The sequence below is a fragment of the Chryseobacterium tagetis genome (assembly GCF_016735585.2).
GTDB lineage: Bacteria > Bacteroidota > Bacteroidia > Flavobacteriales > Weeksellaceae > Chryseobacterium > Chryseobacterium tagetis.
The window spans coordinates 101898-115294 of the sequence record NZ_JAERSE020000005.1 but is presented as its reverse complement, the minus strand read 5'-3'; the positions used below and the strand labels follow the sequence as shown (position 1 = coordinate 115294).

The following is a 13397-nucleotide window of genomic DNA, read 5'->3' as shown; positions in this document are numbered from 1 at the left end:
GATATTTGATATATCCTTAATTTTTTAAATCAACAAAGTTTATCTTTGCACCATGAAATCATTGAAAGTAGTTTTTTTAGGCACTCCTGAGTTTGCGAAGACTTCACTGGAAGCCATTCATCAATCTCATCACGAAGTTGTAGGCGTTGTAACTGTTGCAGATAAAGCAAGCGGGCGCGGACAAAAAATCAATCAGTCTCCTGTAAAAGTTTTTGCTGTAGAAAATAATCTTCCCGTTTTTCAACCTGAAAAACTGAGAAATCCGGAATTTTTGGAAGAATTAAGAAAACTTGATGCTGATGTTTTTGTGGTGGTAGCGTTCAGAATGATGCCTAAAATATTATTTGACATGCCTAAAATGGGAACTTTCAATCTGCATGCTTCCCTACTTCCTGATTACAGAGGGGCCGCTCCGATTAATTATGCAGTCATTAATGGCGAAGAAAAATCCGGAGCAACTACATTTTTTATCAATGAAAAAATTGATGAGGGAAATATTCTGTTACAGGAAGAATTAGCTATTTTACCGGATGAAAATGCAGGAAGCCTTCATGACCGATTAATGGAAATGGGTTCAAAATTGGTGGTAAAAACATTGGATGGATTGGCAGAAAATTCAATCATAGAAAAACCTCAACCGAATGTTGAGCATCCAAAAAATGCTTATAAAATCTTTAAAGAAGATACAAAAATCGACTGGACCAAAACCTCAAAAGAAGTTCATCAGTTTGTGTTGGGAATGTCACCTTATCCGGCTGCTTTCACCACATTGAAAATTGGAGAAGAAGAAAAAGGATTAAAAATATTCGGTGGAAAATTTGAACTTTCCAATCATGGAAAAGCTGTCGGGAGTTTAGATATTTCGAAAAATGAATTTAAAATCTACACGAAAGACGGTGTCTATTTTCCTTTAGAATTACAACTGGAAGGAAAGAAAAGAATGAATATAAAGGATTTTCTGAATGGTTTCAGAAACTTCGACGAAATAAAAATGGCTTGATACAATCAAGCCATTTTCTTTTTTATAATTGAACCAACTCCGTCACCTCAACATCATATCCTCCAACCTGAGGTTTGATATTAGGATTCTGAGTGATTACTTTAAACTTATTAATTCCCAGATTTTTCAGAATCTGAGTTCCGATTCCGTAATCTCTGTAATTGTATGCTAACGTAGGACGTTGTTCCTGACCGTCCTGATAGTTTAAGAACTGCTGTAGCTTTCTTAATGTATTTTCAGAATTTGAAACGTTATTGATGAAAATAACAGCTCCTTTTCCAGCTTCATTTACCATATTGGTTACTTTCTCCAATAAAGGTTTTTCACCGTTATTCAATCTTGTCAATACATCAAAATAAGAATCAGAAGACTGAACTCTCACCAAAACGGGCTCGTCAACAGTCCAAGCTCCTTTCGTCAAAGCAAAATGGATCTGATCATTTGAAGTTTCTCTGAAAGCGAAGAAATCAAATTCTCCATAAGCTGTTTTTACTTTTCTTTCTTCCAATCTTTCGATCAGGTTTCCTTTTTTAAGCTGATAGTGAATCAAATCTTCAATAGAAACGATTTTCATATCATGCTTCTGAGCAAAAACGTGTAGGTCTGGTAAACGGGACATTGATCCGTCTTCATTCATAATCTCACAGATTACACCACCTTCTTTCAAACCAGCTAAATGGGTAAGATCGATTGCAGCTTCTGTATGGCCTGCTCTTTTTAGAACTCCACCTTTTCTTGCACGAAGTGGGAAAATGTGTCCAGGTCTCATGAAATCTGTTGGTTTAGATTTTTCATCCATCAAAGCTAAAATTGTTTTCGCTCTGTCTCCTGCAGAAATTCCTGTAGAAGTTCCGTTTCCAAGAAGGTCAACCGATACTGTGAAAGCAGTTTCTTTCGGGTCGCTGCTTCTGCTTACCATTACTTCCAAACCTAGTTCATCACATCTTTTTTCAGGAAGCGGCATACAGATTAATCCTCTTCCGTGAAGTGCCATGAAATTGATGATTTCCGGTGTTGTCAATTCAGCTGCACAAAGAAAATCACCCTCGTTTTCTCTGTCTTCATCATCTACTACTATGATTATTTTACCATTTTTAAGGTCTTCAATAGCCTCTGGAATAGTATTTAATTTAATATCAGACATTTTTACTTTTTAAATTTATGCAAAGATACTCATAAAAAAAGGCATCTTCCAATTAATCTTATGCTTTGAATATTGAGTTTTTGGCATTTCTGAAAATATGATAAGACTCCAATCTTTTCTGATGATCGTAAATATGGGAGTTAATCATTAATTCATCCACATTGAATTTTTCCTGAAAACTTTTCAGCTTTTCTTCGATCTCCTTTTGATCTCCTATTAAAGTATATTTTAGTTTCTGTAACACCATTGTTTTTTCCATAGAAGACCAGATTTCATCCATATCATCAACAGGCGGCGCAAAAGGTTTCCTGTCGTTTCTTATAATATTAATGAAAGCCTGAAACAGCGTGGTCGAAATTTTATGTGCTTCCTCAGAAGTTTCAGCCGCAACTCCGTTTACACAGGCGATGATATACGGTTGATCTAAATATTTTGAAGGCTCGAAATGCTCTTTATAAATATTAAACGCCATTTCCATTTGTTCAGGAGCAAAATGTCCGGCAAATGCATATGGAAGTCCCAATTCTGCTGCCAAAAAAGCACTATCTGTACTTGATCCTAAAATATACAACGGAATATCCAATCCTTCTCCGGGAATCGCACGCACCAAAGCATCACGATTTTCTTTAGAGAAATATTTTTGTAATTCAAGAATTTGTCTTGGAAACTGCTGATTGATGATTGCCGGATTTCTTCCCAACGCTTGAGCCGTCAATCCATCTGTTCCGGGAGCTCTACCCAACCCAAGATCAATTCTTCCGGGAAAAAGAGATTCCAGTGTACCGAATTGTTCGGCAATCACTAATGAACTGTGATTGGGAAGCATAATTCCCCCAGAACCTACTCTTATTTTTTTTGTTCCGTTGGCAATAAAACCAATTAAAACCGAAGTTGCAGAACTGGCAATGCTTTCCATATTATGATGTTCTGCAAGCCAGAATCTTTTATAATCTAAATTTTCAGTGTAATTTGCTAAAGACAAACTGTCCTGAAAAGTATCGTGAATACTTTTCTCCTGCTTTACAGGCGCAAGATCAAGTACCGATATTTCAAAATTTTTCATATTGAGATATTTATTTTTTTAAAGGAAATAGAGAATTTCCTTTGTCGATTTCATGTTCTAAATTTCAGGTATAAAAATCAAGCAAATTTAAGACTAATAAATTGCATTAGTTACTTTTTGTAATCGATAGAATGGATTGGGTAGTTCAGGAAAAAACTATTGGAAATTAATATTATAATTATATACTTTTTCGTAGGAAAAATTCTTTTTATATATTTGGAAAAACACTTATCCTTAATTTCTTTACAGTAATTTACAATGAAAAAAATTTTATTACTTTTTACAGTTCTAATATTTAGCAACAGATTAATTTCTCAGGAACGTTTAAATATTCCTACCAAGTTTCCAACTGATTATGGTGTCTTCACATTTCCTCTAGGTTCAAAAATCACTCTTGAATTAAGAGAAAAAGGAGATAAGTATGAATATCGTGTTTTGAATATTGAACCTTACGAAAAATATTATTCATTAGACAAACGGGAAAAACTTTTTTCTGAAAATCCTAAAGAAAAAACAATTGAATTATTCTTTATGGGGGCATATTATAAGGAAGGAAAAGAAGATAAGGATTGGAAAACTGTACTTAACTTAAGAAGCAATCTAGATGTTTCATTAAGCTATAAAGCAGATATAAAATATTATTATAAAAATGAATTTGAGAATACATCAATATCCGGAGCATTTCCACACGCGTCCATGACTGAAATATGGCAACGTAAAATTGACTACATCACACTGTATGATTTTGAAAAAAAATAAAATTCTCATTTCACTGACCTAAAAATTAACCAATAGAAAGTATGAAATCAAAAATAATGTACATCGAAAACAAATCCTTTGGTCATAACGGACCTGCATGGATAGGCTTTGTTGAGTTTTCAAAATCTGGACAAACAATTTATTTTAATGGAAAAGCATTAAAAAAACTCAAAAATACCGGAATTTCAGGAAACCATTTTGACATAGAAACTGGGGAAGAATATTGGGTTTCGGGTGTGAAGAAAAACGGACAAAACAGACATTGGTGCGGAGGCGGAAAGATTATGATTGACAAAAATTCTATTGATGCTTATCTAAAGCTGGTTAATTTCAATACTCTTGATGAAAATTATTTTACAGTCATTGAATGTATTGAGACTGATAAAAATAAATTTCATGAAAGGGAAAATAAAGAACCTCAGTATAAAAACATAAGTCGCCGGGAAAGTTATTGGGAAAATAACAAAAAGAAACTCGTGGTATATAATTAAGTATTTAAATTTTTATTTTTCAACCAATCTATTAAAAACCTGCTTTTCCTTCCCTTCTTTTTTATTTTGAATGACTAAAACATCGGAAGTCAGTTCCTGAATTTCAAATTCTTTTTCTTTTCCCATTAAAGACATTTTCAAAATTCCTTTTGATCTTTTTAAAGAATAAGGTCCCGTCATACCGCCAATCATGGCGTCGGTTTTCCCATTTCTCATTTCTAGGCCGGCCATACTGTCTTTTTTAAAGGTGAAAACTCCCGTAGAAGTAGTATTGGCAATTGATTTCTGTGACCAGGAACCTATTAATAAATTATAATTAAATTCTACTTTTTTATCAGCATTCAGAAAGAATAAGAATAATGTTATAAAAAGATATTTCATGATATTAATGTTTAGTATAAAAATATAAAAAAATATTTTAAATATTGATTATCAAAACAATAACATGTAATTATTTTAATTTAATTCAGAATATGAAGACTAACTCATCAAAGATCAGATTATTTTAGGCTTAAAATTATTAATATCGTTCTACTAATTTTCAAAACCATGAAATCAAAAATAGCTTACTTACTGATCACATTATTTCTTCTGCTAAGCTGCAATTTCAATCAATTTTATAAAGATCGGGAATCCGACAAAGCAGATGGCGAAAAAATTCCTCAAAAATTTTACTGGGAACTTCAATATGGAACTAATCAGGATAATGTTCACAAGTTATTTGGCGAAAAATTTTTCGAAGTAACAGATAAGGCAAAACTTGAAGAATTATTGAGCATGGTCACTAAAATCGGACCTGTCGAGGAATACAATCTTTCAAAATGGGAAACTCTGGTTGTAAAAGGAACCGATCCGAAAAGTGAATATCTGTTCACTTATGATGTAAAAAGAGGCAATGAAACGACCCATGAAACTTTTACTTTACAAAAAGATAAAGAAGGTAACATCAAAATTGTAGGATACCATATCAATCAGGATTTATTAAATAAATAGATATAAAAAAGGTTTTAGTAATTCTAAAACCTTTTTTATTTTATTTTCCTTTCTCTTTTAAATAAGTAAAGTGATTAATAAGAATTCTGATTTCATTAAATTCAAAATCATTAGGCAATGCATTCTTCCATTCGGTCAACGTTTCTTTTGGATTTTCATAGAACACATTTTCAAACGTTTTTATTTTATCTGAAGTAATCACTCTAGAAATATCCAGTAAACCCTGCTCTGCAAATTTCGCCAGATGACCAATGACCGTTTCTTTCACCAATCCTCTTTCCAACGCAACTTCTGCAATTGTTTTTCCCTGTTCAAATAATTGGAAGGTAAGAACCTGAGACGGAACTTTAGCAATTTTCATGCTGATTTCCTTATCATTTTTCTCATCCAATAATTTGGTGTCCAATAAATGAATTTCTTTTAAACTGTTCAGATATTCTTCCACATCTTCCAGCCAGCTTCTAAATTCTTCATTGTATTGTTTCAGACCTTTTACCCCTTTTATTTCGGCATAGAATTCTTTCAGAGGATTAAAAACTTTATCTCTGATCTCCGTAAAGAAGAAATTAACCGCGCCTTTGGTTTTATTTTCAATTTCAGACCATTCTTCTTTCTGTTCAATAAAATTATTGACTTTTTGAGAAATGACTCTTTCCAGTTTTTCGAAGATCTTTCCAAGATTAATGATCTCATGCTTCAACTGAAGATACAACTGATTGGTCTTTACCTTATCAATACTTTTGGCCGCAATTGACAGTTTATTCCATTCTTCAACTTCATTCAGCAGCCATTGAGAATCTACGGTACGAAGAACTTTTCTGATGCTGTAATCATATTTTTCTTGGTTTAAAATGGCTTCCACATTATCATTGGCGTGAGTTTCCCCCTGAAATTTCAGAATCCGGTTATCTTTAAAAATAACTTCAGGTGTAATTTTAGATTTTAAAATAATTCCTTCCAGTGTTCGGCAACGTGACAATGCCACATACACCTGTCCTGCGGTAAAACTTTTTCCGGCATCAATAATTACCTTATCAAACGTCAGTCCCTGACTTTTATGAATCGTAACCGCCCAAGCCAACTTTATCGGAAACTGCTCGAAACTTCCCAACACTTCTTCCTTGATGGTTTTATCAGTATCCAGAAAATATTTTTTCTGTTCCCAGACTTCACGTTTTACAACAATTTCCCTTTCACTTCCTTCAAGAACGACTTTAATTTCGTTTTCATCCACTGCGGAAATTTCACCCAGCTTTCCGTTGAAATATTTTTTTTCTCCGGAAATATCATTGCGGATAAACATAACCTGCGCTCCGACTTTCAGTTCTAAAAACTGTTCGTTGGGAAACTGATTCTCCTTAAATTCTCCAAAAAGCTTGGCTTCATAAGTTTTAGCATCAACTTTTATTTCCGTTAGCTTTTCCTGATTGATTTCATCTGCCATTTTATTGTGTGAACACAAATAAACGTAAGATTCTTTCCCCATATCAAAATCCGGATCATATCTTTTATTCAGATGATCAAAATCGATATTGGCAACATCACCGTCACGGATCGCATTTAAGATCTCCAAAAATTCTTCGTCAGACTGACGGTAGACTTTTGTGAGTTCAATGGTAATTAAAGGAATTTCCTTGATCGCCAAACTGTCGAAAAAGAAAGGAGAATTGTAATACATTTTCAGAATATGCTCATCTCTCACTACCGGCGGAAGCTGATACAGATCCCCGATGAACAACATCTGAACCCCACCAAAACGCTGATTATTTCTACGGATAAACCGTAAAGAAAAATCCATCATATCCAGTACATCGGAACGAAGCATCGAAACCTCATCAATAATGATAACCTCAACTTCTCTTAAAAGTTTTAGTTTGTCTTTTCGATATTTAAAATGGGGCATCAGATCGGCAATATTATTTGCCAAACTGGTGTCAATTCTATCGGTAGTGGGTAAAAAAGTTCTCAGCGGCAATCCAAACATTGAATGAATGGTAACACCGCCTGCATTGATCGCTGCAATTCCCGTAGGAGCAACTACAATGTGTTTTTTACGTGTCCGTCTTACAAAATCATTGAGGAAAGTCGTCTTTCCTGTTCCCGCTTTCCCCGTTAAAAATATACTTCGGTTGGTATGTTCTATTAAGTCAAAAAAATGATTGTTCATCGTTGTCAAAATTACGGAAAATGTTGTTAAGGCATAAACTTTGATTCTAGTTAAAAAAAATTTATGAAAAACCAGCTGCTAAAAATATCCGTCATTACATTTTGCTTATCCCTTTTTGCCGTATCATGTAAAACAGTCGTCAATGATGACTCAAACCTTCCAAAAGATATTTCCGAAAGACCTGCCGATGAAAACAGCCAAAAGTATGATCAGGCAAGATTAGAAGCCATAGAGTCTGCTATTCATGAAGAAATCGCAAAAGAAGAATGCACAAATGCCACAGACTGGACGTTTTCTCCTATAGGATCAAAAGCCTGTGGTGGCCCCGTTTCCTATATCGCTTATCCAAAAAAAATAGAAAGCACATTGCTTCCTAAAATCGAATTTTATAAAAACGCAATGTCCGAATACAATAAAAAATACAACATCACTTCTGACTGTATGATGCCTGCCGAACCTACGGGAGTGAAATGTGAAAACGGAAAAGCAGTCTTAGTTTATTAATATCATATCATTTAAAATAAAAAGTTCTCCCAATTTACATTGAGAGAACTTTTCTATTAATTTCCTTGAAGACAGTTGATACTACTATCCTTCAACATGCTTTACGTTTTCTTTATACCAGGAAGAATATTTCACATAATTATCTGCAATTCTGTTTACTTCTCCTTCCAGTAACTGTGCATTAATATCCTTAATTTTTCTTGCAGGAACTCCTCCCCAAACTTCTCCGGATTTGATATGAGTTCCCTGTGTTACCACAGAACCCGCGCCTACGATAGAATTCTCTTCCACCAGACATTCATCCATTACAATCGCTCCCATTCCGATCAAAACATTGTCATGAATGGTGCATCCGTGAACAATTGCATTGTGACCAATCGATACATTGTTTCCTATGTTTAAAGGATGTTTCTGATAGGTACAATGAAGCATTGCATTATCCTGAACATTCACTTTATTTCCCATTTTGATGTAATGAACATCTCCTCTGATCACCGCATTGTACCAGATGCTACAATCTGTTCCCATCGTAACGTCTCCAATAATAGTAGCTGTCTCAGCCAAAAATGCATTTTCTCCTATTTGTGGTGCTTTGCCTAAAAGTTCTTTTATAAGTGCCATATTTTTAATTTGAAAATTTGATAATGAGCTCATTGGGAAATTAAATTTTAGATCTCACAATTTTAAAATGATACCGATAGCGAAAATCTAACTTCCTGCTTCTAACTTCTAATTTCTAATTCCGTATTTTTGTATCTCAAATTTAACGAAAAAATGCATACTATCCTTATAGAACCAACCGAAAACCCGAAAGTGATGAAATTTGTCGCGGATTACAACCTGATCCCGGGATCTTTGGAGTTGGACAGAGACTCAGATATTTCAGAAATTCCTTTAGCACAGGAACTTTTCAACTATCCGTTTGTAGAAAGAATTTTCATTACGGCTAATTTTGTAGCCGTTGCAAAGCAAGATACTGTAGAATGGGAGCACGTAGCTGAAAGTCTGAAAAACATAGTGGAAGACGAATTGTTGGCCAACCCGAGAATTTATCTTCAGAAAAGAAAAGAAATGTATCAGATTTACGCGGAAATGACTCCAAATCCGAATGTGATGAAGTTCGTTTCCAGCAAATTATTAATAGACGGTTTCGTAGAAGTAAAATCCAGAGATGAAGCAGAAGGAGTTCCTTTGGCTCAGGGAATTTTCAAAGAGTTCGATTTTACTACTGAGGTTTTTATTTCTGATAATTTCGTAGCGGTAACAAGAGATAATTCTGTAGAATGGCACCAAGTCATGATGGCTGTTCGCGGTTTTATCGCTGAATACCTTCAAAACGGAGGTGAAATTTCTACTATTGAAGCTCAGAAACACGAAAATCCTGTAGAAAAAATCATCAACAGAGAATATACGGACGACGAACAGAAAATTTCTGACATCTTAAATGAATATGTTGCGCCTGCAGTAGAAAACGATGGCGGAAAGATTTCTTTGATGGAATACGATAAGGAACATAAAACGGCAAAAATGCTTTTACAGGGTGCTTGTTCAGGGTGCCCAAGTTCAACAGCTACATTAAAAGGCGGGATTGAAAATATTTTAAAACAATTCGTACCTGATTTGGTAGAAAGAGTGGAAGCTGTAAACGGATAATTTTCTACAAAATGTCTGATAGAAAGAAGATCATCATCATTATTGGAAGCGCTACGAAAAATTCCAGCAATTTAAAATTAATGGAACAAGCATTGGAGACAAGAACCAATGTTGATTTCGTGCTCTATGATAACCTTTCTATCCTCCCGCATTTTGATACAGAACTTACCAATAATAATACACCTGCTGAAGTATTGAAAATCCGCGAAGATATCTATACTTCAGCAGGTGTACTTTTTTCTACGCCGGAATATATTTTCAGTATTCCGAGTAGAGTAAAAAATTTATTGGAATGGTGTGTTTCCACCACTATTTTTAGTGAAAAACCTGTTGGAGTTGTAACAGCTTCTGCCAATGGAGAAAAAGGGCATGAAGAATTATTATTAATCCTGAAGACTCTTGGCGCAAAAGTTGATGACCACCAACTGCTGATAAAAGGTATAAAGGGCAAATTTGATAAAAACAGCTCAATAGAAAACGATACCTTTACCCAAATTTCAAAATTTATGATGAATTTTGAAAAGTCTATTGATAATTAAAATTAAAAATTTTGGCTAAAAAAGGAATTTTACTGGTAAATCTTGGTTCACCAAAATCCACAGCAGTAAATGATGTAAAAGAATATCTGGATGAATTCCTGATGGATGAAAGAGTGATTGACTATCGCTGGATTTTCCGTGCACTTTTGGTTCGTGGAATTATTTTAAATACAAGACCTGCAAAATCTGCAGAAGCTTACAAAACAGTCTGGACAGATGAAGGATCACCTCTGATTGTCATTACAGAAAAAATTCAGAAAAAACTTCAGAAACTTGTGGATGTTCCGGTAGAAATCGGAATGAGATATGCAGAACCAAGCATTGAAACAGGGATCAGAAAATTAACAGAGAAAGGCGTTACTGAAATCGTACTTTTCCCGTTGTATCCACAATATGCGATGAGCACAACGGAAACGGTAATTGAAAAAGCCGAGGAAGTAAGAAAAGCCAAATTCCCGGATGTAAAAATCAATTATATTCAGCCTTTTTACAATAGAGATATTTATATAGAATGTCTTGCGGAAAGCATTAAAGAAAAACTTCCTGAGAATTTTGATGCTTTACAGTTTTCTTATCACGGAGTTCCGGAAAGACATATATACAAAACCGATCCTACGAAAACATGTAATTTAAACGATTGCTGTTCGCGTGAGAGTAATCCGAGTCATCAGTTTTGTTATCGTCATCAATGTTTTGATGTCACCAATTCTGTCATTAAAAAATTAGGATTGCCAAAAGAAAAAGTAATGGTTACTTTCCAATCCAGATTAGGAAAAGACAAATGGATGGAGCCTTACACAGATGAAACTCTTGAAAGTATTGGCAAAAAAGGAATTAAAAATCTGGCAATTGTTTGTCCAGCTTTCGTTTCAGACTGTCTGGAAACTCTGGAAGAAATTTCAGTGGAAGGCAAAGAACAGTTTTTACACGGTGGTGGAGAAAACTTCCATTATATTCCATGTCTGAACGATGAGGACCGATGGATTGAAGTAGTAAAAACTCTTTGTGAGGAAAAGCTCAATGAATTTTATTTAGTTTAAAATAGTAACCTTCGGAAACGGAGGTTATTTTTTTTATAAAAAAAGATTTTAAAAACAACACCCCCTAATTTTTAAATACAATTTCAAAATAAAATATATTTTATTTTGAAACACCCCTATTATTTTTAAATAAAAATGTAAAATTTAAATATTTTTCATACCTTTACCCCATCAAAATAACATCACCAACCTTAAAATTTTAAAATGATGAATGCAACTGCCGAAATTTTAAAAGCAAAGATCGAAAACTTCAGCCCGGAAACTCTAGAAGCATTTGCTAAAATGGTAGAAAGTTTTGAAGTAAACAACAAACCTGCGATTTCTCAATTTCACCTGGATGAAGTTTTGTACAGAATTCAGTTTCACAATGAGAATCCAACAACAAAACTAGATTTTTACGAAAATATTTCCGAGCTGAAAAAGAATTGCGCATAAAATGAACGTTCTCCTGTCTTCCATTGCCAAAAACGACATAAGGCTTCTTATGCGGGTATTTAATGCGGAAAAAAAAAATAAAGGAATAGATTTTCTCGAAGATTTAAAAGTATCAATCGGCGAAATCCTACACCACAACAAAAACCATGAAACAAAATATAAGGAAGTTACCGTCAATACCATGCAAAATTTCCCTGTAAATATTCATTACATATTTGAGGATAACGAAAATTTATTGGTAACGGCTATTTTCAAAGTCTGAAAAAGGAATTCCTAAGCTATTATTATATGTAAACCCTTACAGAAATTTCTATAAGGGTTTTTATTTTAAAACTATGTATCTTTTGACTATCTTACTGGTGTCCTAAATTCACCATACCCCATCAAACCATCATAATTTCTCCCAAAAGGAGCATAATACAAAAAGCCCTGATAAAGGTTTTCGGTCTGCCAGAAGTTTCCGTTAATTTCTCCTAAATTTACCACTCCATTTGCATCTTTCGTTGCCAGGATATAATTATAAAAACCTTGTTTCAGATATATTTTCGCTACATATTTTTTAGAAGTCTCATCATATTGCATCTGATATTCTTTAGACGGATTAAAATTATTGAACCCTCCCAAAACATACAACTCCTTATCCATAGGATCTGATTCTATTGAAAAATATACCCAAGAATAATCAGCTTCTCTTTCCGCATCTCTTTCAATTCCTAAATCGCTCCTTCTGTAATACCAAGCTCCATTTACATCAGGCTGATACTGATAATTTAAAGGATAAGCCCAAACCGGATGAAGATACGTATTATTCACTCCGTCTTTAACCTCTGTTGCACGAACCATATCGGCCGCTATATTCATACTCTTATTATCAAAATAATAGAATTCGTTATTTCCCGGAAAAGCAAGATTCAGCTGTTGAAAAAGCAGTTTATTTCCTAAAGTAATACTCGGTTTTAAACTCTTGATGACCATATTAGGATTATTATTCTGCATTACATTCAGAGTCATAGAGTTGACATTTGATGTGATATCCCCTCCTTTCGGAAGCACCTGCACTTCCACTCTCTGGTTGAGATTCGGATTTTTGTCAGCAAATCTTGAAATATCCAAAGCGACACTGACATTATCTTCCACCACATAAAACCTTTTTTTTAGAAGAGGCTTTTCAGCAGAATCTTTGTAAACGATCAATTCAAAATTACCGGAGATTTTAGGCTGTATCTTATCATTTGGAAAAACAAGCTTGTAATGAGTATACGCTTGTAACGTATTAAATGAATATTGAAAATTATCTAAAAGCCCATTCAAACTTCCATTAGCAAATTCAGTAAAGAAAAGATTATCATCTTCCCAGTTTCGGTCATAATGTTTAATGGTATATCTGTAGATTTCGTTCCTGTTGGTAAGATCATCAAAACTTAAAACCAAAGTTTCATTCATTTTGATTACCGGCGTCTCATCGTTGGTTTGAGGATTAAAAAGCTGAATGCTCTGGATATTTTGTCCAAACACCAGTCCCCCAAGAGAAAATAAAAATAATTGCAAAGTTTTCATTATAACGAAGATAACGAAAAATACACACTTTCTCCATAATATCGTATTTTTG

16 protein-coding genes are annotated in these 13397 nt (G+C 34.1%); 10 read left to right on the top strand and 6 right to left on the bottom strand.

The annotated features are described in order from the left end of the window. The first annotated feature begins 52 nt into the window (after positions 1-52). The gene (gene fmt / locus JI747_RS17340) at positions 53-1000 is read left to right on the top strand and encodes a methionyl-tRNA formyltransferase (protein ID WP_225690133.1); all 948 of its coding nucleotides are present in this window, start codon (positions 53-55) and stop codon (positions 998-1000) included. Positions 1001-1022: 22 nt separating this feature from the next. Here fmt and ribB read toward each other — a convergent pair whose 3' ends face one another. After that, entirely contained in the window at positions 1023-2144 is a 1122-nt protein-coding gene (gene ribB, locus JI747_RS17335; RefSeq protein WP_225690132.1) for a 3,4-dihydroxy-2-butanone-4-phosphate synthase, read from the bottom strand. A 58-nt stretch (positions 2145-2202) separates the two neighbouring features. Further along, complete coding sequence (locus JI747_RS17330) at positions 2203-3207, bottom strand: LLM class flavin-dependent oxidoreductase (RefSeq protein WP_225690131.1); 1005 nt, start codon at positions 3205-3207, stop codon at positions 2203-2205. Positions 3208-3465: 258 nt separating this feature from the next. On the opposite strand from JI747_RS17330, the gene JI747_RS17325 reads away from it, so the two are divergent. Both JI747_RS17325 and JI747_RS17320 read left to right on the top strand, forming a co-directional pair. Continuing rightward, positions 3466-3966 carry a hypothetical protein gene (locus JI747_RS17325; protein ID WP_225690130.1) on the top strand — a complete coding sequence of 167 codons (501 nt, stop codon included), beginning with the start codon at positions 3466-3468 and terminating at the stop codon, positions 3964-3966. A gap of 41 nt (positions 3967-4007) precedes the next feature. Continuing rightward, on the top strand, positions 4008-4457 hold the full coding sequence (locus JI747_RS17320; protein ID WP_225690129.1) for a hypothetical protein: 450 nt from the start codon (positions 4008-4010) through the stop codon (positions 4455-4457). A gap of 12 nt (positions 4458-4469) precedes the next feature. Here the strand turns inward: JI747_RS17320 and JI747_RS17315 are convergent, their stop codons facing one another. Next, positions 4470-4838, bottom strand: a complete 369-nt coding sequence (locus tag JI747_RS17315; RefSeq protein WP_225690128.1) for a hypothetical protein — start codon at positions 4836-4838, stop codon at positions 4470-4472. A 168-nt stretch (positions 4839-5006) separates the two neighbouring features. On the opposite strand from JI747_RS17315, the gene JI747_RS17310 reads away from it, so the two are divergent. Beyond that, positions 5007-5450, top strand: a complete 444-nt coding sequence (locus JI747_RS17310; RefSeq protein WP_225690127.1) for a hypothetical protein — start codon at positions 5007-5009, stop codon at positions 5448-5450. Between the two features lie 40 nt (positions 5451-5490). Here the strand turns inward: JI747_RS17310 and JI747_RS17305 are convergent, their stop codons facing one another. After that, positions 5491-7617: a helix-turn-helix domain-containing protein gene (locus JI747_RS17305; RefSeq protein ID WP_225690126.1), complete on the bottom strand. Its 2127-nt coding sequence runs from the start codon at positions 7615-7617 to the stop codon at positions 5491-5493. A 63-nt stretch (positions 7618-7680) separates the two neighbouring features. Here JI747_RS17305 and JI747_RS17300 point away from each other — a divergent pair, with 63 nt between their 5' ends. Then, a complete protein-coding gene (locus JI747_RS17300) occupies positions 7681-8121 on the top strand; it encodes a hypothetical protein (protein WP_225690125.1) in 441 nt (146 codons plus the stop codon). An 84-nt stretch (positions 8122-8205) separates the two neighbouring features. Here JI747_RS17300 and JI747_RS17295 read toward each other — a convergent pair whose 3' ends face one another. Then, a complete protein-coding gene (locus tag JI747_RS17295; RefSeq protein ID WP_225690124.1) occupies positions 8206-8742 on the bottom strand; it encodes a gamma carbonic anhydrase family protein in 537 nt (178 codons plus the stop codon). A gap of 153 nt (positions 8743-8895) precedes the next feature. On the opposite strand from JI747_RS17295, the gene JI747_RS17290 reads away from it, so the two are divergent. The 5 genes from JI747_RS17290 to JI747_RS17270 all read left to right on the top strand — a co-directional run bounded on the left by JI747_RS17290 (position 8896) and on the right by JI747_RS17270 (position 12050). Further along, positions 8896-9774 (top strand): NifU family protein, encoded by an 879-nt coding sequence (locus tag JI747_RS17290; protein ID WP_225690123.1) that lies wholly within the window; start codon positions 8896-8898, stop codon positions 9772-9774. Between the two features lie 11 nt (positions 9775-9785). After that, a complete protein-coding gene (locus JI747_RS17285) occupies positions 9786-10313 on the top strand; it encodes an NADPH-dependent FMN reductase (protein ID WP_225690122.1) in 528 nt (175 codons plus the stop codon). 11 nt (positions 10314-10324) lie between these two features. Beyond that, positions 10325-11353 carry a ferrochelatase gene (gene hemH / locus JI747_RS17280; protein ID WP_225690121.1) on the top strand — a complete coding sequence of 343 codons (1029 nt, stop codon included), beginning with the start codon at positions 10325-10327 and terminating at the stop codon, positions 11351-11353. Positions 11354-11557: 204 nt separating this feature from the next. Next, positions 11558-11788: a hypothetical protein gene (locus JI747_RS17275; RefSeq protein WP_225690120.1), complete on the top strand. Its 231-nt coding sequence runs from the start codon at positions 11558-11560 to the stop codon at positions 11786-11788. A gap of 1 nt (position 11789) precedes the next feature. Beyond that, a complete protein-coding gene (locus JI747_RS17270; protein ID WP_225690119.1) occupies positions 11790-12050 on the top strand; it encodes a hypothetical protein in 261 nt (86 codons plus the stop codon). Between the two features lie 86 nt (positions 12051-12136). Here JI747_RS17270 and JI747_RS17265 read toward each other — a convergent pair whose 3' ends face one another. Then, positions 12137-13345: a type IX secretion system plug protein gene (locus JI747_RS17265; protein WP_225690118.1), complete on the bottom strand. Its 1209-nt coding sequence runs from the start codon at positions 13343-13345 to the stop codon at positions 12137-12139. Between the last annotated feature and the right edge of the window lie 52 nt (positions 13346-13397).

Coding starts and splice junctions, on each gene's coding strand:
- JI747_RS17290 (WP_225690123.1), top strand. CDS start 8,896: ATGCATACTATCCTTATAGAACCAACCGAAAACCCGAAAGTGATGAAA.
- JI747_RS17310 (WP_225690127.1), top strand. CDS start 5,007: ATGAAATCAAAAATAGCTTACTTACTGATCACATTATTTCTTCTGCTA.
- JI747_RS17285 (WP_225690122.1), top strand. CDS start 9,786: ATGTCTGATAGAAAGAAGATCATCATCATTATTGGAAGCGCTACGAAA.
- JI747_RS17275 (WP_225690120.1), top strand. CDS start 11,558: ATGATGAATGCAACTGCCGAAATTTTAAAAGCAAAGATCGAAAACTTC.
- JI747_RS17300 (WP_225690125.1), top strand. CDS start 7,681: ATGAAAAACCAGCTGCTAAAAATATCCGTCATTACATTTTGCTTATCC.
- fmt (WP_225690133.1), top strand. CDS start 53: ATGAAATCATTGAAAGTAGTTTTTTTAGGCACTCCTGAGTTTGCGAAG.
- JI747_RS17295 (WP_225690124.1), bottom strand. CDS start 8,742: ATGGCACTTATAAAAGAACTTTTAGGCAAAGCACCACAAATAGGAGAA.
- JI747_RS17270 (WP_225690119.1), top strand. CDS start 11,790: ATGAACGTTCTCCTGTCTTCCATTGCCAAAAACGACATAAGGCTTCTT.
- JI747_RS17265 (WP_225690118.1), bottom strand. CDS start 13,345: ATGAAAACTTTGCAATTATTTTTATTTTCTCTTGGGGGACTGGTGTTT.
- JI747_RS17325 (WP_225690130.1), top strand. CDS start 3,466: ATGAAAAAAATTTTATTACTTTTTACAGTTCTAATATTTAGCAACAGA.
- JI747_RS17305 (WP_225690126.1), bottom strand. CDS start 7,617: ATGAACAATCATTTTTTTGACTTAATAGAACATACCAACCGAAGTATA.
- JI747_RS17320 (WP_225690129.1), top strand. CDS start 4,008: ATGAAATCAAAAATAATGTACATCGAAAACAAATCCTTTGGTCATAAC.
- JI747_RS17330 (WP_225690131.1), bottom strand. CDS start 3,207: ATGAAAAATTTTGAAATATCGGTACTTGATCTTGCGCCTGTAAAGCAG.
- JI747_RS17315 (WP_225690128.1), bottom strand. CDS start 4,838: ATGAAATATCTTTTTATAACATTATTCTTATTCTTTCTGAATGCTGAT.
- ribB (WP_225690132.1), bottom strand. CDS start 2,144: ATGTCTGATATTAAATTAAATACTATTCCAGAGGCTATTGAAGACCTT.